Source organism: Desulfonatronum sp. SC1 (genome assembly GCF_003046795.1).
Classification (GTDB): Bacteria; Desulfobacterota; Desulfovibrionia; order Desulfovibrionales; family Desulfonatronaceae; genus Desulfonatronum.
Genome location: NZ_PZKN01000153.1, coordinates 1 through 445 on the forward strand (window position 1 = coordinate 1; position 445 = coordinate 445).

Genomic DNA, 445 nt, shown 5'->3' on the forward strand with positions numbered 1-445 from the left:
CTTATATACCGCGGCACCATATCACCGGACTAAGCAAAATAGCCAGGGTTGTTGAAGCATTTGCACGTCGTCTTCAGGTGCAAGAGCGACTTACCACGCAAATTAAAGAGTGCATTCAGGAAACGCTTAATCCACTTGGTGTAGCAGTGGTGATTGAAGCTCAGCACATGTGTATGCAGATGCGTGGTGTACAAAAACAGCATTCGGTTACCACCACATCAGACTTTACCGGTGCATTTCTTAAAAACATTGCCACAAGAGAGGAGTTTTTCAATATCATTGGTCACAAACTTCATTGATTGTGACGCGAGGAATCAAAAACCACACTCACCTGATGTGTGGCTATTGCAGTAAAAAAGCCGAGCGCGCCATTGGATATGTTGCCGGGCAGATTGGCAGGTGGACCGCTGAAGAGTGGTGATGCAGGCCTTATCTCCTTGTGCAA

General features: G+C 46.5%; 1 protein-coding gene. It reads left to right on the forward strand.

Going from position 1 to position 445, the window contains the following annotated elements:
• On the forward strand, positions 1 to 299 hold a 299-nt coding region (folE, locus tag C6366_RS21090), incomplete at its 5' end, for a GTP cyclohydrolase I (protein WP_199221608.1).
• Positions 300 to 445 lie beyond the last annotated feature (146 nt).